At 59.7% G+C, this 19,076-nt stretch carries 20 protein-coding genes; 6 read left to right on the top strand and 14 right to left on the bottom strand.

Going from position 1 to position 19,076, the window contains the following annotated elements; genetic code table 11:
* Positions 1–30 precede the first annotated feature (30 nt).
* The 6 genes from WB650_RS15625 to gabT are packed head-to-tail and all read right to left on the bottom strand — an operon-like array spanning position 31 to position 5,860.
* Positions 31–960 (bottom strand): glycosyltransferase family 2 protein, encoded by a 930-nt coding sequence (locus WB650_RS15625; RefSeq protein ID WP_422303231.1) that lies wholly within the window; start codon positions 958–960, stop codon positions 31–33.
* Positions 961–970: 10 nt separating this feature from the next.
* A complete protein-coding gene (locus WB650_RS15620) occupies positions 971–1,900 on the bottom strand; it encodes a glycosyltransferase family 2 protein (RefSeq protein WP_422303230.1) in 930 nt (309 codons plus the stop codon).
* A gap of 6 nt (positions 1,901–1,906) precedes the next feature.
* Positions 1,907–2,812 carry a sulfotransferase domain-containing protein gene (locus tag WB650_RS15615; RefSeq protein ID WP_422303229.1) on the bottom strand — a complete coding sequence of 302 codons (906 nt, stop codon included), beginning with the start codon at positions 2,810–2,812 and terminating at the stop codon, positions 1,907–1,909.
* A 4-nt stretch (positions 2,813–2,816) separates the two neighbouring features.
* Positions 2,817–3,674, bottom strand: a complete 858-nt coding sequence (locus WB650_RS15610; RefSeq protein WP_422303228.1) for a sulfotransferase domain-containing protein — start codon at positions 3,672–3,674, stop codon at positions 2,817–2,819.
* Positions 3,671–4,543, bottom strand: a complete 873-nt coding sequence (locus WB650_RS15605) for a sulfotransferase domain-containing protein (protein WP_422303227.1) — start codon at positions 4,541–4,543, stop codon at positions 3,671–3,673. The genes WB650_RS15610 and WB650_RS15605 overlap by 4 nt, the downstream gene beginning before the upstream one ends.
* A gap of 33 nt (positions 4,544–4,576) precedes the next feature.
* Positions 4,577–5,860 carry a 4-aminobutyrate--2-oxoglutarate transaminase gene (gabT, locus tag WB650_RS15600; protein WP_422303226.1) on the bottom strand — a complete coding sequence of 428 codons (1,284 nt, stop codon included), beginning with the start codon at positions 5,858–5,860 and terminating at the stop codon, positions 4,577–4,579.
* Between the two features lie 177 nt (positions 5,861–6,037).
* Here gabT and WB650_RS15595 point away from each other — a divergent pair, with 177 nt between their 5' ends.
* The 3 genes from WB650_RS15595 to WB650_RS15585 are packed head-to-tail and all read left to right on the top strand — an operon-like array spanning position 6,038 to position 8,068.
* Complete coding sequence (locus WB650_RS15595; RefSeq protein ID WP_422303225.1) at positions 6,038–6,922, top strand: hypothetical protein; 885 nt, start codon at positions 6,038–6,040, stop codon at positions 6,920–6,922.
* Positions 6,858–7,529, top strand: a complete 672-nt coding sequence (locus WB650_RS15590; RefSeq protein ID WP_422303224.1) for a chromate transporter — start codon at positions 6,858–6,860, stop codon at positions 7,527–7,529. The genes WB650_RS15595 and WB650_RS15590 overlap by 65 nt, the downstream gene beginning before the upstream one ends.
* 20 nt (positions 7,530–7,549) lie before the next feature.
* On the top strand, positions 7,550–8,068 hold the full coding sequence (locus WB650_RS15585; protein WP_422303223.1) for a chromate transporter: 519 nt from the start codon (positions 7,550–7,552) through the stop codon (positions 8,066–8,068).
* Positions 8,069–8,210: 142 nt separating this feature from the next.
* On the opposite strand, the gene WB650_RS15580 is transcribed toward WB650_RS15585, so the two are convergent.
* Together WB650_RS15580 and WB650_RS15575 are read right to left on the bottom strand one after the other, a co-directional pair.
* The gene (locus tag WB650_RS15580; RefSeq protein ID WP_422303222.1) at positions 8,211–9,524 is read right to left on the bottom strand and encodes a DUF1329 domain-containing protein; all 1,314 of its coding nucleotides are present in this window, start codon (positions 9,522–9,524) and stop codon (positions 8,211–8,213) included.
* A gap of 182 nt (positions 9,525–9,706) precedes the next feature.
* On the bottom strand, positions 9,707–10,294 hold the full coding sequence (locus WB650_RS15575) for a metalloregulator ArsR/SmtB family transcription factor (RefSeq protein ID WP_422303221.1): 588 nt from the start codon (positions 10,292–10,294) through the stop codon (positions 9,707–9,709).
* Positions 10,295–10,510: 216 nt separating this feature from the next.
* Here WB650_RS15575 and WB650_RS15570 point away from each other — a divergent pair, with 216 nt between their 5' ends.
* Positions 10,511–10,864, top strand: a complete 354-nt coding sequence (locus WB650_RS15570) for a hypothetical protein (protein WP_422303220.1) — start codon at positions 10,511–10,513, stop codon at positions 10,862–10,864.
* 52 nt (positions 10,865–10,916) lie between these two features.
* Here the strand turns inward: WB650_RS15570 and WB650_RS15565 are convergent, their stop codons facing one another.
* Both WB650_RS15565 and WB650_RS15560 read right to left on the bottom strand, forming a co-directional pair.
* Positions 10,917–11,171 (bottom strand): hypothetical protein, encoded by a 255-nt coding sequence (locus tag WB650_RS15565; protein WP_422303219.1) that lies wholly within the window; start codon positions 11,169–11,171, stop codon positions 10,917–10,919.
* 160 nt (positions 11,172–11,331) lie between these two features.
* A complete protein-coding gene (locus tag WB650_RS15560; RefSeq protein ID WP_422303218.1) occupies positions 11,332–11,760 on the bottom strand; it encodes an ATP-binding protein in 429 nt (142 codons plus the stop codon).
* A gap of 113 nt (positions 11,761–11,873) precedes the next feature.
* Between WB650_RS15560 and WB650_RS15555 the strand changes: the two genes are divergently transcribed.
* Both WB650_RS15555 and WB650_RS15550 read left to right on the top strand, forming a co-directional pair.
* Positions 11,874–12,350 carry a FecR family protein gene (locus tag WB650_RS15555; protein WP_422303217.1) on the top strand — a complete coding sequence of 159 codons (477 nt, stop codon included), beginning with the start codon at positions 11,874–11,876 and terminating at the stop codon, positions 12,348–12,350.
* A gap of 2 nt (positions 12,351–12,352) precedes the next feature.
* The gene (locus WB650_RS15550) at positions 12,353–12,937 is read left to right on the top strand and encodes an OmpA family protein (protein ID WP_422303216.1); all 585 of its coding nucleotides are present in this window, start codon (positions 12,353–12,355) and stop codon (positions 12,935–12,937) included.
* Here the strand turns inward: WB650_RS15550 and WB650_RS15545 are convergent, their stop codons facing one another.
* From WB650_RS15545 to WB650_RS15530, 4 genes are all read right to left on the bottom strand, one after another.
* Positions 12,938–15,109 carry a CHASE2 domain-containing protein gene (locus WB650_RS15545; protein ID WP_422303215.1) on the bottom strand — a complete coding sequence of 724 codons (2,172 nt, stop codon included), beginning with the start codon at positions 15,107–15,109 and terminating at the stop codon, positions 12,938–12,940.
* Positions 15,099–16,064, bottom strand: coding sequence for an MBL fold metallo-hydrolase (locus tag WB650_RS15540; protein ID WP_423961111.1), 966 nt, complete (start codon positions 16,062–16,064; stop codon positions 15,099–15,101). Before WB650_RS15540 ends, WB650_RS15545 begins: the two co-directional genes overlap by 11 nt.
* A 31-nt stretch (positions 16,065–16,095) precedes the next feature.
* A complete protein-coding gene (locus tag WB650_RS15535; protein WP_422301579.1) occupies positions 16,096–16,428 on the bottom strand; it encodes an STAS domain-containing protein in 333 nt (110 codons plus the stop codon).
* A gap of 430 nt (positions 16,429–16,858) precedes the next feature.
* Complete coding sequence (locus WB650_RS15530) at positions 16,859–19,057, bottom strand: hypothetical protein (RefSeq protein ID WP_422301093.1); 2,199 nt, start codon at positions 19,055–19,057, stop codon at positions 16,859–16,861.
* Between the last annotated feature and the right edge of the window lie 19 nt (positions 19,058–19,076).

Raw genomic sequence — 19,076 nt, 5'->3', positions numbered from 1 at the left:
AGAATGACACAAAGAAAAAAGTTGCAGATATCAAGCGTCGATGCGCGCGCCGCGCGATGCTTTCCCGCCAAGCGCGCGCCTAATCGGCCCAGGCAAGAACGTTCGCGCGATTCGCGTGTAGCTCTTTAGGTAGAGCGGATCGTACCTCAGCACGCGGATGAAACATCGACGTGCGCCTTCCATGTTCCCTCGACTCATCTCGACCACGCCGGCGTTGGCAATCATCCTCACGCGATGCCGAATGAAATTCTTCACCAACCCATCGGCGCGCGCGCCGTATCGCGCGCGAATCAAATCGAGGATCGCATCGGGCCCGATGTCGCGATTCAACACCTTCGGGAACAACTGACCGTAGGTGAATCGCACCAACTTTTCCGGCAGATAAATGAAATGCCCCTGCTCGCGCATCAGCAGCCAGAAGTGGATGTCCTCGGCGCTGATGAGTTGTTCGCAGAATCCGCCTGCGCGATCGAAAGCGTTGCGCCGCATCACAACCGTGCTCGGCGTGATCGGCCATATCCGCGCGAGCATTTCGTCCATCGTCGGCGCATGCGCAGTCTCAAGACGAACCTCCGACAGGCGGAACTCCTCGCCCGCTTCGTTCACAACGATCTTGTCCGAGTAGAGCAGCGCTGCTTCGGGATCGGAACGCATCGCGGCGACGGCAAGCTCGAGCTTTTGCGGAAGCCATTCGTCGTCGTGATCGATAAGTGCGAGCAATTCGCCGCGGCTCGATGCCACCGCCGCATTGCGCGCAGCCGGCAACCCGCGATTCCGCTGGCGCACGGCACGAAGCTTGTCGCCATACTTCGCCAACACTGACGGCGTGTCGTCAGTCGACCCGTCGTCGCAGATAACGATTTCATAGTCGGTGAAGGTCTGATCGAAGACGCTCTTGAGCGCTCGATCGATCATTGCGGCGCCGTTGTAAACCGGAATTATTACCGAGACGAGCGGCATCTGTGGCAGCTCAGACGCCGGGCCGGTCCGTGCTCGCAGAGGCTCGCGCGCCGCGGGGCAAGATAAAAGTTTTCAGGTACCGGTAGTAGGCCTTCGGCGACGCGGGTTCGTAGTGGAGCACCCGCGCGAGACATCGGCGTGCGTCTTCGGGGCGGCCCTCGTCGATCAGAATGTGGCCGAGATGCCGCAGCACCTTGACCCGCGACCGCCTGAAGCCGTCGATCAGTCCATCGGCGGACGCGCCGTAGCGATCGCGCACCAGCTCGACGAAGAGATCGCATTCGGGCTCGCGCTCGAGCGCCTTGGGATAGAGCGGCCTCGTCTCTTTGCGCAGCAGCGGCTCAGGGACGCATCGGAAACCACCGTACTCGCGCGCGGTCAGCAGGAAATAGAGATCCTCGCATGACGTAACGAAGCGCTCATGGAATCCGCCGCATCGCTCGAAGACGTCGCGCCGCACGACAAATTGGCTGGGCACGACGTTCCAGGGCCGCGTCAACATCTCCTGCATCGTCGGCGACTCGACGCCGTCGGGCTGGCCCTCTGTCTGGCTCTGGGAGCCCATAAGCTCTCCTTGAGCGTCTACTTTGACAGCCAGCGTGTACGCCAGCGCGCATCCCGGATCGGCGTCCAGTACTGGAACGCAGCGCGCGAGTTTCTCAGGCATCCACTGGTCGTCATCGTCAAGGAACGCGAGGTACTCTCCGTGCGACGCGCGCACTCCCGCGTTACGCGCGGCGGACAAGCCGCGATTGGGCTGCGTGATGACGCGGATTCGATCGCCGTAGCGCGACAGCACCGCCGCGGTGTCGTCGGTCGAGCCGTCGTTGATGACCATCACTTCGTAGTCGGTGAAAGTTTGCGCGAACACGCTCGCGAGCGCGCGGCCAATCGTGGCTGCGCCGTTGTAGACCGGAATAATTACGGACACCTTTGCCATCAGGATCTATCTTTCCTGGAGTGAAGCGGCGCGCGCGGTGGTGCCGCTCTTAACGCGAGGACTTTTCCACGCGGAGAGGTCCCGTCCGATCATTTGCTCGAGCGCGTCGATTTCGGTGCGCATCAGTTCATGCAGGCGCGCTTCGATCGCCGGATCGAGTGGCGGGAACTTTGGCCCGCCGCCGAATACCAGCCGCCACGCTCCTGCCTGCTCGAGGAAGTTGCTCGTGCCGTACGCTTGCTTCTCCTCGAGCCAGTACATGAACTTGCGCGCTCTGCGGGCGGCGCGCGGAAACCGCGGCAGATCGTTTATCGAATTGATCAGCTCGCCCTCGCCCGCCGACGCAGGCACCGGGTAGCGCTCGATGCCAACAAAATCACAAACGCGATCGAGATACGCCTGCGGATCGGCGCGCAGATCGTCGTTGAGCAGCACCAGCACGTGGTCGTCCCCGAAACGCGCGCGATAGTCCGGCAGATGCGTCGCGTAGCGGCTTACTTCGATCACCTGCGGAACTTTCACGAGGAACTTGTCGAGCGGATCGTTGGTCAGCGTGTAGTGACGCCAGAGTTTATACGCCGAGTAGATTCGTTCGACCGGATTGCGGAACGAGCAGATGATTTTGCATCGCGGAATATGAATCGCGATGCGCTCGGCGGCTTCGGAGAAACCGAAGTACGGATTCACTTCGCCGATAGGCCGGATGCGGTCGGCCTCGCGGAAGTGATGCGCGTACCACTCGACGCCCTTGGAATAGTTGGTAGTGAAAAAATCAGTCTCCTTGATTCCGGCTGGAAGATTGACGTGACCCTTAAGCACTTCATGCAGCCATGTAGTGCCGGTTCTGCCGGGGCCGACGCCGATGAAATCGGGGAGTCGCAGATCGCGCTCGCTGTTCGGAGAATTGGTCATCGACTTACGCAACCGTTGCGCGCCGCAGCTGCGGCTTCTTCCATGCTGAGAGATCTATGCGGAGCAATTCCTCGAGCGCCTCGACCTCGGGCAGGTAGCGGTCACGCAGGCGCTGTTCCTGTTCGGACGTCAGACGGCCAAAAGGCTCGCCGCGTCCGTAACAGTAATCCCACACGCCCGCTCGCTCGAGCAGGTCGATCGCGCCGTACGCCTGATGACTCTGCAGGCGGTACATCATCTTCCGCGCGCTGCGAGCGAGTCTGCGGCTCTTGGGAGCGCGCGCAAACGAATGTACATCGTCGCCGATTTCCGGACGCGCTGAAAGTGCGATGCGCTCGACGCCCATGAAGTCGGTCACGCGGTCGAGATACGACTGCGGCTGCGCGCGCAGTTCGTCATACATCGTGACCAGAACATTCTCGCGGCCGAACAAGTCGAACCAGGTCTTGAGATGCGACGCGTAACGATTTCCGCTGCCCAGATTGGGCCGCGATTTCAGAACCTCGTCGAACGATCCGTGCGCCCACGCAAAATGAACGACCAGCTTGTAGGCCGAGAAAGCGTGATCGACTGGATCGCGCAGCGTTGTGATAATGCGGCAATTCGGAATGTGGGTCTTGATCCGTTCGGGCGCGAGCGGATGAAAAAAGTACGGACAGATTTCCGCGATTTTCCGATTGCCGGTGGCGTAGCGAAAGTGATGCGCGTACCAGTCGATGCCCTTGTCGTAGAACGTGTTGAAGAACTGCGTCTCCTTGACGCCGTATGGCAGATCGACGCGGGCCTCGAGCACGCGATGCAACCATGTGGTGCCCGTGCGGCCGGGACCAGCGCCGATTATTTCTGGAAGGCGGCGAATCATCCGACGGCTAGCCTATGAGCGGGGCGTTCGGCCGCGCGAGGTTTTTTCCATGCGGAGAGATCGATCCCGAGCAATTCTTCCAACGCCTCGACTTCGGGCAGATAGCGCTCGCGCAGGCGTTCCTCCTGTTCGATCGTGAGACGCAGATACGGTTCACCGCGACCGCCGCAGAAATCCCACACTCCGACGCGTTCGAGCGCGTTGACGAGGCCATACGCCTGATGGCCCTTGAGCCAGTACATCAGTTTGGTTGCGTTGACTGCGAGTCGGCGATCCCTGGGTGCGCGAGCAAAAGAGTTCACGTCGCCACTGAGATCCGGGCGCGGCGCGAGCGCGATGCGCGGGACGCTGATGAAGTCGCAGACGCGATTGAGATAGACTTGCGGTTGGTCGCGCAATTCATCGTACATCGTGACCAGGACGTTCTCGCGGCCAAAGTTGTCGAACCACACCTTTAGGTGCGCGGCATAACGGTTACCGCCGCCGAGATTTGGACTGGATTGCAGGACCTCGTCGAGAGTTCCGCGACGCACCCATCCGTAATGGCGCATGAGCTTGTACGCGGAGTAAATGCGGTCGACGGGATTGCGCATGGTCGCGACAATCTTGCATTTCGGAATGTGAGTCTTGATGCGGGCGGGCGTCTCCGGATGAAAAAAATACGGCGGAGATATTTCAGCTATCGGACGGCGCCCAGTCGCGTATCGAAAGTGGTGCGCGTACCAATCGATGCCTTTGTCGTAGAACGTACTGAAAAACTGCGGCTCTTTGACTCCCGCGGGCATATCCACCGAGTCGCGGAGAGCGTTGTAGAGCCAGGTCGAGCCGGTCCGCGGGGGCCCGATTCCGATAACGTCGGGGAGCCTCATCGGCCATATTTCATACGAATCGGACGCGCAGTGCTAGCCGAGGTCGGCGAGCGAGTGCTCCAGAATTGTCATGCCTTCATCCATCAATTCGGGCGACGCTGTCAGTGGCGCGAGGATTCGGATGACGTTCCCGTAGATTCCCGCGGTCAGCAGGATCAGGCCGCGCTCCGATGCATGCTTCGCGAGCCGGCTGGCAAGTTCGGGCGCCGGTTCCCTGGTTGCGCGATCGCGGACCAGCTCGATCGCGAGCATCGCCCCGAGGCCGCGCACGTCGCCGATGATCGGGAACCGTTCGCGCATCACCTCGAGACGCGCGCGAACCAGCACGCCCTGCTTCTCGGCGCGCTCGAGCACGTGCTCGTCGCGAAATACGTCGAGCACGGCAAGCGCCGCGGCGCATGACACAGGACTACCGGCGAAGGTGCCGCCAAGACCGCCGGGCGCGACGCTGTCCATGATTGCGGCGCGGCCGATCACGCCCGAGAGCGGGAATCCGCCGGCGAGGCTCTTGGCAATCGTGATGAGGTCGGGCTCGACACCGGCGTGCTCGACGGCGAACATCCTGCCAGTGCGGCCGAAGCCGGTCTGTATCTCGTCGGCGATGAAGACGATGCCGTGGCGATCGCACAGCGCTCGCAGCTCGCGCAGGAACTCGAACGGCGCGACGTTGAAGCCGCCCTCCCCTTGCACCGGCTCGATGATAATCGCGGCGACGCGCGACGGCTCGACCGACGACTTGAACAGCATCTCGAGAGCGGCGAGGCTTTTTTTAGTACTACCGCCGCGATAGGCGTCGGGAAACGGCGCGTGAAACGTATCTGCGGGAAACGGTCCGAAGCCGGCTTTGTACGGATTTATTTTGCCCGTGAGCGCGAGCGCCATCAGCGTGCGGCCGTGAAATCCTCCGGTGAACGAAATGATTGCTGAGCGGCCGGTCGCGTGCCGCGCAATCTTGACGGCGTTCTCGACCGCCTCTGCGCCAGTGGTCAGAAAGATCGTTTTCTTTTTCGTTGTCTCCGAGATCGGCGCCAATTGATTCATTCGCTCGGCGAGCTTGATGTACGACTCGTACGGCGTCACGCCGAAGCAGGTGTGAGTGAAAGCGTCGAGCTGAGCATGCACTGCGGCAATCACGTGGGGATGACGATGGCCGACGTTGAGCACTGCGATTCCGCCGCCGAAGTCGATGTAACGACGGCCTTCGGCGTCCCAGATTTCAGCGCCGGACGCATGATGGGCGAGGATTGGAATCGGCACGCTGACGCCGCGCGGGATGGCGGCTGCGATACGCTGGGCTACGGTGGTTTCTGTCTTCATTAAAGGATTGAGTAACAGTTTCGTACGCGCCAGAAAATCAGTAATAATTGACCTCGACTCATCAGACTGATACTTCGAGGGGAATCAGGGAATGGGTGGGAGATGCGCCGCGGTGGCCCTGATGCGGACAGACGGGAACTCCGACGAGACGTTCTCGAACGGACAGAAAAATTGGGGATGAATACGAACGCCGAAAGTTCAAAGCTTTACGAACCGATCTCACCGTCGGACCAGATTCAGTATCGCGAATACAAGCTGCTGCTGAAGCCAGAGCTGTTTCCCGACGAGAAACCATTTCACAAATTCTGGAAACTTGCGCATCACGCGGCCAAGTCGCTCGGCATCAAGCTCGGCAAGATGGACGAGACGATCAAGCCGCATCAGCGCGAAGTGGTCTTCTACGACACGCCCCACTTCAAGCTCTACAATCACGGCTTCATCCTGAGAAAACGAACCTTCTACCATCACGGCGTCCCGGACGCACGGCACGAACTGGTAATCAAGTTTCGTCATCCGGAAAAAAAGGTGGCGCTGGCGGTCGATCCGCGGCCACTGCTGCCGTGCGAGTACACGCTGAAGTTCAAGGAGGAGATCCTCCTACCCAAGGACGGCGCGCTCGGGATGCGGCTGGTGTATTCGCACAACTGCGAGCTCGACACGCCTAACATCATATTGACGCAACGATTCGAGACGACTGCCGAAGCGTTTCCGGCGCTCAAGAAGATTGACGCGAATCCGAAGGCTGCGCTGAGCGTCGTCAACGGCGTCTCGATCCAGGAATATCTGGTGGACCTCGGGATGCTGGACTTCGGGCACAAGCTCGAGGCGAAGGCGAACCTCGCGGTATGGCGCGTGCGGACGACCAACACGCCGATAGTCGCGGAGTTCGCTTATCAGTTGAAGTTCGACAGTCCCGAAGCGGTGCGTCGCAAGCAGCGGGAGCTTTCAGAGTTCTTCTACACGGCCTTGCAATCGCGGGCCACAGACTGGGTGCAGCGTGGAACAACCAAAACCGCCCTTATCTACGGATACGGAAACGCCAGTCTCAAACATCAGGAGTGAGCCCGATCTTCATCCGAGCCTGCTGACGCTGTTCAGGATCTTCCTGCTAGCAGGAGGGCTGAGCTTCGGCGGCGGCGCCGTCGCTTATTTGCGCGAATACCTGGTGCGCGAAGAGGGTTGGCTCGACGACGAGGGGTTTCTCGGCGCGATGGAGATCAGCGAGACGCTGCCGGGGCTCAACGCCGTCAACATGGCGATCATTATGGGCGACAATCTGCGCGGCCTCGCGGGCGCAGTGGTGTCGGTCATCGGGATGCTGCTGCCGGGATCGATCGTCGTGATGGTGCTCGGGATACTGTATCAATCGAATCACGACAACCCCGAGGTGAAGCGCTTCCTGCTCGGGATCGCGGCTGCGGCCGTCGGTCTGCTCTCGGCGGTAACCCTGCAAATCGGGCGACGACAATTTCGGCAGCTTCCTGACATCGCAATTATCGCAGGTACTTTTCTCGCGGTCAGTTTCCTCAAACTGCCGCTGTTCGTGGTGTTGCTGGGACTTGGGCCGATATCGGTCTGGCTGTACCGTCCGCACGTCTCAAAACCGCGCGCACAGGACGAGCATCTGCCGTTTCATCGCGGCCCGCATCATCACTGGTTTCGGCACTAGCAAATGAGATCCAAAACCGCATGACACGATTGATACATTTGTTCCTGGTCTTCTCGCTGCTGTCAGTGCTGGCAGTTGGCGGCGGCACCGCGGTGCTGCCTGAGATGCAGCACATGACGGTGCATACATTTCACTGGCTGACGGACGCGCAGTTCCGCAACATCTACAGCCTCGGACAGGTTGCGCCGGGACCGAACATGCTGATGGTGCTGGTGATCGGATACAAGTTGGCCGGATGGGCCGGGATGGTGGTGGTCGGAATCGGATTCTTCCTGCCCGACTGCATCATCACGTTGTTCGTGAATCGATGGTGGGTGCATCTGGGCGCATGGCCGTGGCGCACTTCGATTCAGCGCGGGCTGGCGCCGGTGGCGATAGGCCTGATGACGTCGGGAACGTATGCGATCGCAAAGCTTTCGATCGTGAACGTGCAAACCCTCGCGATCGCGCTCGTGGTGTTCTCGATATTACTCTGGCGCCACATCAATCCGGGCGTACTGGTCCTGATTGGCGGCGCCGCGTATGTACTGCTGAGCTAGGTGGCACAGATTTTAGTCTGTGATCTTCCTCATCTGCCGGAGAATCACAGCCTAAAGTCTGTGCCACTTCACAAATGAAGAAACGAAAACGCCGGCAGGAGGGGATGCTCCTGCCGGCGTTCTCACAATCAGGATCGTCAGGCTACATGTGTCCGACTTCGGACATCTTCACCATCGCCTCGGTAGTGAAGAACGCGCGGTCTACCGCGCCCATGTTGATGTACCAGCACTCGCGCTCGGGCGTCTCGATGCCCGGCAGATAGCACATGGTGGCCTCGCTGCTCTGCACATCCTGGGAGGATGCGCCGACGACGAACTCGCGCTTGAAAGGATAGATGGCGACTTTGGCGTCGGGCACTGGGCGGTCGCGATACGCCAGCCAGTAAACGTGGTTGCGGAAAAGTTCGCCGCGACGATCGTACGTGTCGATGTACGGCTCGAACCACATTTCAGAATCCATGTAGATGACGGTCTTCGAATCGAGCGCCTCGGAGTTGTTCACGCTACGCCGCGGCTCGGCGGTGACGATGTACATGTGCCGCATCTGCCAACGCTCGGGACATGCGCTCGCGCCGCCGTCGGTGGCGCATCGGATTTCCGGTGAATGCTCGGCGTCAACCGTCGCGAGCATCTCTTTCTCGCCAAGGAACTTATAGTTGTACTGTTCGGTCTTCGGATTGAAACCCGAATAGTGATCGGGATCCCAGGTCTGCGCTCCGGTGGCGCTCGAATTGATCGACTCGTTCAGACGGCGCAGGCGCCGCGCGCCGGTGGTCCAGGTCCAGGTGTCATCACCGTGGGCCGGGTCGGCATAACGATAACGCAGCAGGCTGGTGCCGCGAGCGTCCTGTGGTGCCAGCTCAGGACCGAGCAGGAACAGCCACAGGCGATTGGTCCTCTTGAAGTCCGGATCGGTCGGCAGAGGCTCGACTTCGGTTCGACCAACGAGATCGTAACCGGCATAGTGACCGAGCTGTCCGTACGCGATCTCGAAGAACGGCTTGTTGTAGCCGCTGTAAACGGTGTCGCAGTCGAAGTATCGGAGATCGTAATCGTCCGACTGAATCGGCCGGAACACGTTGTTCCAAACGACCTTGGTCGCGACGTCAGGATCGTTAGCGTCGATCAGCGGGAACGGCTGGCCGGCGACGTAGCCGACGACCGTGCGATGATCCTTCGAGAGTTCCACCTGCGAGGAATACTTTTCGGTCGCATCCTTATAAGGAGGCGGCCAATCCACGCGCACGGTCGGCACGATTTTCATCGTCATACCGTGCTGGACTCGGTAAAACACACCAGGAGAAACGAGATCTCTAACCTGCGCCGAGTTCTCAGGAGTGATGAAGTCGCCCGGCTTGACACCCGCCTCCCCAGGCAGGCTCAAGGCCGCGAGGGCAAGCAATGCAATGCCCCCGACGACTATCGATTTGCGAATCCCCAATGTCCCCAATACCATTTCGTACCTCCGTAATAGAGCCGTAACGTTCGTCTCGACTAAAAGCCTTTTTGCGTGAACTTTTCACAGCTAATCTTGCTATTAGAACGGTCAGGTACAGATGTCAATGAGACTAATTGCGCTTCGGTGCAATTTTACCTGTTGCGTTACACAGGGCACGCGCCTGCTCGGCGTTAAGTCGCCTATTTAACGACCGTCCGCCATACGGATTCCGGTCTGCGGTGATAGATACCCTTGTCCCGCGCCAGCATCCCGCATCCAATCATCTCACGACGTATCGTGGCGCAATCCTGATGGTGCAGCTTGATGATGGCGTTCACCTGCGACTCGGTGTAACTAATGCCCGACTCAAAGAAACCGACCAGCCACTTCAGAATAGTCAGTCGTTTCTTATAACTGACCGGAATTTCCAGCAGACGCTCTCCGTCGACAAAGTTGTCGAGGATTTTCCTCTCCGCGCTGCGAGCACCGACCGATGTTGCCAGCCGTGCGATGTTGTCGCGGCTGAAAACGGTGCGGCTAATCTGTCCGAGCACCTCCTCATTCAAGCGGTACCAGCGGAAATTGCCGTCGGCGCGCAGTCTTACGAGGTCGAGCTGCTTCAGCATCCCGAGATGGTGCGAGACGGTCGGCTCCTTCAATTCGAGCATCGACGCGAGCTGCTGAACGCTGTGCTCGGCGGTCGAGAGCAGGCCGATTATCTTGAGGCGACTCTCGTCGGCCATCGCCTTGCAGAACTGAAGCATCATTTCAGGCTGTCGGGAATCCATCGTTTTCTCTCAACTACTTTGACGTATATCTAATTAGATACTTATCAAAATACTTCGGACAATTCCAAACGCCCTCTCACTTCTGCCGACACCGAAACGATCGATTTATTCACCCTTCGTCAACCAGTCGTTAATGCTTCGGTAACGTCGATTTGGCAGGACAGACCAACTGGAGCGGCCACATTCGGACGCTACCATCGGGAGGAAGGAGAAATTATGGGCATGCGGAAGACCGCGATCGTAGCGTTGGTGGCGATGGCTTGGGTGGGGGCACCGCTCCAGCAGGGGGTGTCGTTCGCGCAGCCTGCGCCGGGCGCGATGCCGACTGAGAAGATGGCATCGAGTCTGTCGCCGGCAGAGAAACAAGAGTTGATGAAAAAGCTCGCGGAGGCGAAGAAGCACGACAAAATTGCGCGCGCGGGATGGTCGCAGGAGCCGCTGACGCAGGCCACTTACGACAAAAAGATTGACGAGATCAAAGACCTGATGGCCAAGCTTAAGAATGGCGAGGATTTCCCGCTTAGCGCCGCCGACAAAGCGATGGCGTCGCCGAAAAGCGCCCCGTACTGAAATTAGGCACGAAGGAACCTCGGTGGCGGTCCGATTGCGGGCCGCCATCGCTCTATTCCTTGTACTCCATGTGAAACACGTGCATCACGCGATGAAGGATCGGAGTCAGCAGAATTCCGATCACCGCAATCAACGCAAGGCCGCTGTAAAGCGCATACACTGACGCGAAGACTTTTCCGGCAGTGGTCTTGAGCGGATCGACCGGACCCATGCCACCGAGGATCATCGACGCGTTCAGCAGCGAATCGACCCACGGCAATCCGTCGAGATAGTGATAGCCGCAGATGCCGACCGCGAGCGACACCACCACGACGGCGAATGCCAGCGCCGCCCAACGCGCGACACGCCGGATGAACAGGGGAAACGGCAGCAGGGTTTCGTGACGATGCTCGAAGAACCGCCGACCTGTGGATTTCGTGCCGCCTGCTGATTTCTTCTTAATGATGCTCCCCTGTGGCTGTTCCGTCTCATGGGCGTTTGGGCGGCGCGACTGTCCTGGACAGTCGGATTACGTTGTTGCCGTTGCGGCGTTCGTAGCGCGCTTCATCGGTTAGCGAACGCAGGATGTGGAGACCGAGTCCGCCCGGGGTTCTGGTCTCGAGCGGGGCTTCGAGATTGGGCGGTGGTCCTGCGAGCGGATCGAACTCGCAGCCGTCGTCGATGAATTCGATTACGAGGCGACTGCCGTCGAGCGCGAGCACGATTTCGGCGCGTCCGCACTCCGGCCGATCCGGATATCCATATTTCACCAGGTTGGTGATCAGTTCTTCGAGCAAGATGAGGGTGCGCGAGGCTTCATCGGGCGCCATTCCGTGATCTCTGACAAATGTCGTGACGAAACCGTCTACCTCACGCATCGCGCTGGAATCGGATCGGATGATAAGGCGGGATTGCATCGCTTAGTCAGACCAGACTATCGGCCTCTTGCAGCGGTTGCCACTGCTGGCTTCTGACGCCACGCGGCGATAGTCTGCACCGCGAATCGTGTCAGATTCGCGAGGGATGCTAAATGACTTTCGTAAATCGTGCTCGGGGCGTGGCCTCCAGTCTCGCCTTCATCCTGACAACGCTGACCGCCTTCGGATCTGTGGCGAACGCGGATAACTCCCAGGTTGCGCAAATCAAGACGGTGACCGGACAGGCCGAGATCGTGCGCAATAGCGCCCGCACCGTTGCGCGTGTCGGTGATCCACTCTACGAAAAGGACACGATCGAGACCGGACCCGACGGCTCGATCGGAATCACCTTCATCGACAACACCGTGATGTCGAGTGGCCCGGACAGTGAGATCGTACTCGAGGACTATAAGTTCAACTCGAGCAATTTCAAAGGCTCGATGCTGGCCGACATGAACCGCGGCACGGTCTCGATGATCTCCGGCGATATCGCGCGAAGTTCGCCCGGCGCGATGAAGGTCAAAACGCCGACGGCGATACTCGGCGTGCGCGGAACCCGGTTCGTAATCGAAGTTAAAGACAACCGCTGATCATGCGGCGCATCGTTCTGATTCCGCTGCTTCTGATGCTGGCGTCTTGTTCCAGCCGCCAGTCGCTCTTCGTCGTCCTGCCAAATCCGGACGGCAGCTCGGGTGCGGTGACGATTGAAGACGGCCAGAAATCGGTCTTGCTCGACCATCCGTATGCGGCCGGAGAAGTTCGCGGAGGCGTCGCCGCGCCGGTGAAAGTCGACCAGGCGCAGGTTCAGCAAATCTTCGGCAACGCGCTCGCCGCGCAGCCAATCCTGCCCGCCCACTTCGTGCTTTACTTCGAAAAGGACAGCGACACCTTGACGCCCGACTCGCAGCGCCAGTACCAGGCCGTGTTCGCGGATATCAAGCGCCGAAGCGTGTACGAGGTCGAGGTGATTGGGCATACCGATACACTCGGCACCGTGCCGCACAATCAGGAGCTCTCGATGAGCCGTGCGGTGATGATTCGGGAGCGTCTGGAGCATGACGGTATCAGTGCCAAATCGATCTCGGTCGCGGGCCGCGGTCAGTTGGATCTTGCGGTCTTGACGGCAGATCAGGTGGCGGAACCGCGGAATCGACGCGTCGAAATCACCGTGCGCTGATCAACCCGAAGAAGCGGGACCGAGCCAGCGAACCGCGAGCAGCGTAATGTCGTCGGCCTGCTCCGCGCCTGCGGCGAACCTGCGGACGTCGTCGCGCACGAAATCGACAACCGCTCTCGCGCCGATCGTCGGCACTGACGCGAGCAATGCCTTCAGCCGCGCGCCCGAATACAACATCCGGTTCGTATCCTGGGCCTCCGTCACTCCGTCGGTGTAGGCCAGCACCATCGCGCCGGGCGCAAGCTGACGATGCTCGATCGAATACTGAAAGTCGTCGACCGTGCCGAGCGGCGGCCCTCCCGCGAGCGGAAAACCTTCAGGCTCCGCGCCGGCGCGAATTACGAACGGCGAGTCGTGGCCGGCATTTACGTAAACCAGCATGCCCGACGCGAGGTCGAGGATTCCCGCGAACACCGTCACGAACATCATGTTGGTGCCGCCCGCGCCAAGTTCCTCGCTCGCGGCGGAAATCTTGTCGTTCGCCTCATTGAAAACACGGTCGAGCGCGTTCCGATAACGCAGCGTCGCGGTGTGCAGCACCTCTTTGGTCATCGCCATGAACAATGCGGCCGGCACTCCCTTGCCCGACACGTCGGCAATCGCGAATGAGAGATGTTCGGGATCGAGCAAAACGAAATCATAAAGGTCGCCGCCGACCATCCGCGCGGGCTCGATGGAAGCGAAGACCTCGAGGTCGTGGCGATCAGGCGGCCCCGGGAAGTGCCGCGGGAGCAGGCCCAGCTGAATCGCGCGCGCGGCATTCAGCTCGCCATCCAGCCGAGCTTCGACTTCACGCTCGTGTTGCAGCTCAGATGCGAGACGGCGGCGTCCAGCTTCGGCGACGCGCAAATTCTCCGACAACATCACGCCGAACACCATCACCGACGACAGTGCTGGATAAATGCCGTCGAGCAGGAGCTTCGAAAATTTGAAACTCGCCAGCGCAGAGCCGAACAGGATCGCGACGATGCATAGAAGCGCGGCGCCAGCTACTCGCGGATTCTGGTAAGGCAATGAAAAGATAATGATGAGGCCTGCGAGCAGCACGATTGCGATCTCGATCAGGTTCATCGACGCCGGACGGCGCAATAGATTTCCGGTGAGCATCGATTCCAGGGATTGTGCCCAGACCTCGACCGCCGGCATCAGGCCGAGCGGAGTCTGCGCCAGGTCCGACAATCCCGCAGCGCTGGATCCCACGAGTACTGCGGCGCCATTGAGTCGGGAAGGGTCATAGGATCCATTGAGCAGGTCCGCCGCCGAGATGTAGCGGGCGTAGTACGACGGCGTGAAATACGGGTATATGCGGCCGCGGCTGTCGGTCGGGAGAAAGTGCGTGCCGAGCGTCGCACCTTCCACACCTTCACTTCCGGTTACGATGCCGAGCGCGCCGCCACCCAATGCTACGCGAAGCATTTCGAGCGCAAGGTCCGGCACCAGGTGACCTTCGGCGAAAATGAAAAGCGGTACGCGGCGAGTGACGCCGTCGCGATCCGATTCCATGTCGACGGAGCCTTGACCGCGTTCGGCCGCAGTGATTTCCGGCAAGCTGCGAAGCAACTCTGGATGCGTGAAGAGGAACGGACGCGGATTGATTCCCGATTCGAGTATCATCGTGACGCGCGAGGGAGCGCTGCGAGGATGACCTTCGTCGCTAACTCCCGCCGCCAACACGGTCGGGACTTTGCGCAGAGCATCGGCCAGCACGGTTTCATGCGAGGGCAGCCGGGACAGTTCGCCGGCGACGGATGCGGGAATTTCGGGATCGGAATTGACGAGGCGTCCGGGTGAAAGCCGGTCAGGCTCTGCGAAGATGACGTCGACCCCGAGCACGCTCGGCTTGCCCGACGCGATCTTGTCGACCAGCTGCGCAAGCCGCGCCCGCGACCACGGCCATTGGCCGTATTGCGCGAGACTCTTGTCGTCGATCGCGACGATCTCAACCGGCAGCGGCTGATATTTGCGCAGCGCGAGCTGTTCGAGAAAATCGAAGCCTCGCAACCTCAGGCTCTGCACGACAGCGGGATCGAGCGCGCGCACAATCACGAGGAGAGCGAGCACGACCAGCGCCGGTGCTCGTCCCGGCGCTGAGAACGTTCGATGCAGCCAGCTCAGCCGCCATCTTAGCCGTCCGGCAGACTGTTCCTCGGCAGCCTTGTCCTCAGATGACAATCTCGAGTCCGTCGTACGCGGAGGTGACGGTCAACTTATGCGGAGATCCGTTGATTTCGGCGTAACGCCGCGTCTCGCCCAGCACCTTCTCGATCATCTTGTCGTCGAGGACAGGCTCGTGATGGTACATCACCAGGTGTTTGACGCGCGCGAGCTGCGCGAGCTCGACCGCAATCATGTTGCTCGAATGTCCCCAGTCCTCTTTCACCGAGATTTGATCCGCCAGCGAGTACTGCGCGTCGAAGATCAGCACGTCGGCGTCGCGGAAAAACTCGACGAACGGATAGTTCTCGGTCAGAACGTCGAACTTGTGCTCGGAGTCGGTCGAGTAAACCATCGACTTGCCATCTTTTGAAAATCGAAACCCGTACGAATCGCTCGGATGGTTCTGCCGGATCGGCGTAACTGACAGGCCATCGATCTCGTAGGTGCGACCCGGTTCCAATTCGACGAACTCTATCGTCGCGCCGAGCGATCGGAAATCGATTGGGAAGCAGGGATTGGATTGCTGACGAATAAAAATGTCGCGCATCTCTTTGTGGCAGCCGTGAATCCGGATCACATTGCCGGGGATGTACGACGGAGTAAAAAACGGAAACCCCATGATGTGATCCCAATGGGTATGCGACAGAAAAACATTGAAGCGGGATTTTCTGGCGGGTCCATGCTTCGCGATCAGCGCATTTCCGAACTCGCGCACGCCGGAGCCGAGGTCACACAGCACATACTCGTTTTCGGTGCCGCCCGCTTCGATCTCGACGCAGCTGGAATTACCGCCATAGGTGCCGCTGATCGAGAACGGGAGTTCCTTCACGAGAAAACTGTCGATCGCTTCGAGGCTGTCCAGTCGATGGCCGCGCGCGACCAGCAGCGCCTCGCGAAGCTTGGTTCGCACGGCGCGGTATCCGAGCGGTGTCGGAATCGAACCGCGACTTCCCCAGAAACGGATCAGCATCGGCACTTACCCTCGTGCAGTTGTCCGCGAGTTAGCGCAAAGCCGCAAGTGCGTCCGCGGGAGTATCGAAGACCTGCACCACCAGCGAGAAGCGGCTGATCTCGAAGATCTCCTTGACCACAGGACCGAGCCCCGCGACCGCGAGCCGGCCGTTAGCCGCCTTCGATTGCTTCGATCCCATCATCAGCGCTCGCAAGCCGGCGCTCGAAACGTAGGCGACGCCCGATAAATCTACCAGCACCGCCGCAGCGGGAGTCAACGCGGCGAGCAGCCTGGTTTGGAAGTCCGGACTCGTGTCGTTGTCGATTCTTCCCGTGGGACTCAGGATCAGAATGTCGCCATCGCGCCGCTCGCCAATCTCCATGGAAACCTCCCCAATTTTCCGATGGCCAATGTCAGTATAGAATTCGCGGCTCAATTCTCGACATTTCGTACACAAGGCGCAAGCCAAAAGACCTGATAACGAGACGTAGTCCATCGTGAAATAATACTAACTGTTGTGGTTTTCAGATGTCCTCACCACCATCGGTAGCTTTGTTCCGTCAAAATTATTTTGGTCGTCGCTTGGCGCCATCCAGTTTGAGACAGGCAAAGCGAGCATTTGTCACTCTGTATTTCGTGCACACAGTTTGTTTAGCACGCCGAGTCCGCCGGGGTGAGGCGGAGAAGTTCATCTCCTAAATCCGGTGGTGGGTCAGACCCGATACCGTAAGGTCCGGGAATTGGAGAGGCGTGAGACCCGGGCTGGGGCGAGGTTAAGATGCCCCGCCCGGGCCAAGCGCAAATTGAAAGAATCAGAGCGACGCAGCGACGCTCGCCGCCTGATGGTTCAGGTCATTCGCCAGAAAGATCAGAAGTGCCGCCTCGAACTGATTGACAGGGTGTCCACCGAAAGCCGCCGCTTCGAGTATTTCTCTCATTGCCCCGGCAATCGCGTCGCGCTCCCTCGTCCATTGCTGAATTTGTCGTTCAAGGTTGAGATAGGTACTCGGGTCGTTCGAGCTAAGCGCGAAGGTCGAGACCGTGAGGCTGTTCATGCCGAGCTGACCGAATGGCGCGTTGATCTGTTTGTAGGCGGCGCCCAGAGCGATCAGCGTCGAATTATTCACCTTGAGGCTGAAAGGAAGCGCTGACTGGTTGATCGCCTCGACGATCACCCGCCCGTCGTGAATGTAGTCGTCCTGAAGGCCAAGCAGCGTCAGCATCGTGGGCCGCACGTCGGTGTGGTCGCTGAAAAACGCATTGGTCTGTCCCAGCCGGTTGACTCCGGGCCCGACGATTCCGAGCCAGGTCGAAGCGATCTCCGGCTGAATGTCGCCGTGGTTCCAGGCGAAGCCGTTGTCGATGCAAATCAGGCCGGAATCGATTGGGACATCGGCGCAGAAGTCCGCCGGCTGGGTAGAGAAATCGAAGAAGAAATCGGGATTGCCGAAGTAAGTGAAGTTCGGCGTCCTGAGCGGGTCCGCGGTAACCATGTGCAGCAGCTTTTCCTCGACCGGATCCGCCATGGCAGCCAACGTGCTCACATTTTCGCCCGTGTAGGGATCGGGCGCAGTCAGGCCTCCCATCGCGACTTCCAGACCTCTCGCCAACGAATCAGGGCTCGCCGGGTCGAAATCAGCGCTGGTTGGATCGCCGATAATATAGATCGTCGGCGCAGAATCCTCGTGCTCGCTGAATGGGGTCGAATCGATAGGCGCCACCAGCCCATTCAAGTCTGCATCGATCTCACCGATTAACTCTTCTCCCGTCGTTGGATCATTCGGGTAAACGCACGGCGTCGTCACTCCGTCGCAGCTCGGGTTGGTCGGCGCAGAGCCGACGAAATGGTCGCCCTCCTCGACGGTGAAGACGAAGAGTGTATTGCTCTGATTGATGCCGTCGTTCTGCAGCCGGGTGAAGAACTGTGCGAACGCCTGATCGTAGGCCTTCAACTGCGCGACGTAGCCCGCCTCGCCTGGGCCGTATGGAAAATCAAACTGATGATTATCATGCGCGTCCGCGATGTACGCGAAGGTGACCGGGACGCCGCCTTCCTGCATCTCAGCGATCGCGCCGAGCGCCTGGGTAGCCAAAGGATCGAACCCGGTAAATCCCACCAGTCCCGAGTCGGCGTTGGTCAGAACGTTGCCACTTAGATCTTGCAGACCGCCCGGAAGTCCGACGGCAGGAGCGACATACTTGGCGCCGAACAGCCCGTTGAATCCCGTGTACCCGCCCGGCTCGTCCGGAAGCAGATCGGGAATGCCGCCGTTTGCGGTCGAGCAGACTGGATTGCCCGCGGCGCAGTGGACCGCGACTCCCTGAAAGTCCGCCTCCTGCTGATTAAGGCTTTCGGCGACCTGCGGGGAGGTCGGCCCGTAGATATTCGCGACGTCCGTGAGCACGGTCTTTCCGCCGAGCTTTTCGGTTGCACTTTCGAATTCGAGATTTGCGAACGAAAACGCTCCCACATTGCATCCAGCGCGCGTAAACGGGACCCACGGTCCGGGCATGTTCTCGACCTTTCCATTCGGACCCGGTGTCACCATTATTGGCGTCGAGTCATTCGTCGCGGATGAAACTTCGTTCACCGTGTCGGTCCAATAATTGAAGGTGGCCGGGAAAGAGATGAAGCTTCCCGGCGGGCTTCCGGCGAAGACGCCGAAGCTGTTGGACACCGCGGCTCCATTGCGGTCGCTATATACGCCCGTGACCGAGGTGACCAGGCCATTGGCCGTGTGCGAGATGAGGACCGTGTGGTCGTTAACGTCAAAGGTGCCGTTCTGCCGCAAGAAGTTCAGCAAGTGCGGCATTTGTTCGAGGTCGGAGGGCACATTCGGGTTGTCTCGCAGGAAATGCGTATTGTCGAATTGCACGTAGATGACGTGTTGGATGCCGTTGCCGAGCTGGCAAGGCGCGCTGTGTTCGTGCGCGATCGCCGGAACCGCGCTGAGCAGGATCGCGCCAAGCAATGCGGGCACAGATTTCAAGGTTGCTCTGAGAAGTTTCACAGCATTGTTCCTCCCTGGT

The organism is Binatus sp. (SeqCode), from assembly GCF_049584895.1.
GTDB lineage: Bacteria > Desulfobacterota > Binatia > Binatales > Binataceae > Binatus.
This window is presented reverse-complemented; position numbering and strand designations above follow the sequence as displayed.

What these genes read in the sequence shown, in the direction of transcription:
- WB650_RS15625 (WP_422303231.1), bottom strand. Translation starts at nt 960, where the DNA reads ATGCCGCTCGTCTCGGTAATAATTCCGGTTTACAACGGCGCCGCAATG.
- WB650_RS15620 (WP_422303230.1), bottom strand. Translation starts at nt 1,900, where the DNA reads ATGGCAAAGGTGTCCGTAATTATTCCGGTCTACAACGGCGCAGCCACG.
- WB650_RS15615 (WP_422303229.1), bottom strand. Translation starts at nt 2,812, where the DNA reads ATGACCAATTCTCCGAACAGCGAGCGCGATCTGCGACTCCCCGATTTC.
- WB650_RS15610 (WP_422303228.1), bottom strand. Translation starts at nt 3,674, where the DNA reads ATGATTCGCCGCCTTCCAGAAATAATCGGCGCTGGTCCCGGCCGCACG.
- WB650_RS15605 (WP_422303227.1), bottom strand. Translation starts at nt 4,543, where the DNA reads ATGAGGCTCCCCGACGTTATCGGAATCGGGCCCCCGCGGACCGGCTCG.
- gabT (WP_422303226.1), bottom strand. Translation starts at nt 5,860, where the DNA reads ATGAAGACAGAAACCACCGTAGCCCAGCGTATCGCAGCCGCCATCCCG.
- WB650_RS15595 (WP_422303225.1), top strand. Translation starts at nt 6,038, where the DNA reads ATGAATACGAACGCCGAAAGTTCAAAGCTTTACGAACCGATCTCACCG.
- WB650_RS15585 (WP_422303223.1), top strand. Translation starts at nt 7,550, where the DNA reads ATGACACGATTGATACATTTGTTCCTGGTCTTCTCGCTGCTGTCAGTG.
- WB650_RS15580 (WP_422303222.1), bottom strand. Translation starts at nt 9,524, where the DNA reads ATGGTATTGGGGACATTGGGGATTCGCAAATCGATAGTCGTCGGGGGC.
- WB650_RS15575 (WP_422303221.1), bottom strand. Translation starts at nt 10,294, where the DNA reads ATGGATTCCCGACAGCCTGAAATGATGCTTCAGTTCTGCAAGGCGATG.
- WB650_RS15570 (WP_422303220.1), top strand. Translation starts at nt 10,511, where the DNA reads ATGGGCATGCGGAAGACCGCGATCGTAGCGTTGGTGGCGATGGCTTGG.
- WB650_RS15560 (WP_422303218.1), bottom strand. Translation starts at nt 11,760, where the DNA reads ATGCAATCCCGCCTTATCATCCGATCCGATTCCAGCGCGATGCGTGAG.
- WB650_RS15555 (WP_422303217.1), top strand. Translation starts at nt 11,874, where the DNA reads ATGACTTTCGTAAATCGTGCTCGGGGCGTGGCCTCCAGTCTCGCCTTC.
- WB650_RS15550 (WP_422303216.1), top strand. Translation starts at nt 12,353, where the DNA reads ATGCGGCGCATCGTTCTGATTCCGCTGCTTCTGATGCTGGCGTCTTGT.
- WB650_RS15540 (WP_423961111.1), bottom strand. Translation starts at nt 16,064, where the DNA reads ATGCTGATCCGTTTCTGGGGAAGTCGCGGTTCGATTCCGACACCGCTC.
- WB650_RS15535 (WP_422301579.1), bottom strand. Translation starts at nt 16,428, where the DNA reads ATGGAGATTGGCGAGCGGCGCGATGGCGACATTCTGATCCTGAGTCCC.